Source organism: Priestia sp. SIMBA_032, assembly GCF_046535215.1.
Taxonomy (GTDB): Bacteria; Bacillota; Bacilli; order Bacillales; family Bacillaceae_H; genus Priestia; species Priestia aryabhattai.
Genome location: NZ_JAWRXD010001590.1, coordinates 1 through 235 on the forward strand (window position 1 = coordinate 1; position 235 = coordinate 235).

Consider the following 235-nt stretch of genomic DNA (forward strand, 5'->3'; position numbering starts at 1 on the left):
GTGAAAGTTAAAGGATATCGTATTGAAATAGGGGAAGTTGAGAATGCACTGTTACAACACAAGTCTGTTAAAGATGTAGTAGTGGTGAATTGGCAAGGTGAGGATAATTCAAATCATCTAGTTGCTTACATTGTTTTGAAAGACAGTGTTCAAAATATAGAAATACGCAGCTTTATTTCGCATATGCTACCAAGTTATATGATTCCTTCATTTTTTATCTATATGGATCAGCTAC

The 235-nt window shown here is 33.6% G+C and carries 1 protein-coding gene; it reads left to right on the forward strand.

Annotated elements, in window-relative coordinates; translation table 11 throughout:
* Positions 1-235 (forward strand): AMP-binding enzyme (locus SB717_RS39655; RefSeq protein ID WP_410908833.1); only part of this gene is annotated, 235 nt, incomplete at both ends.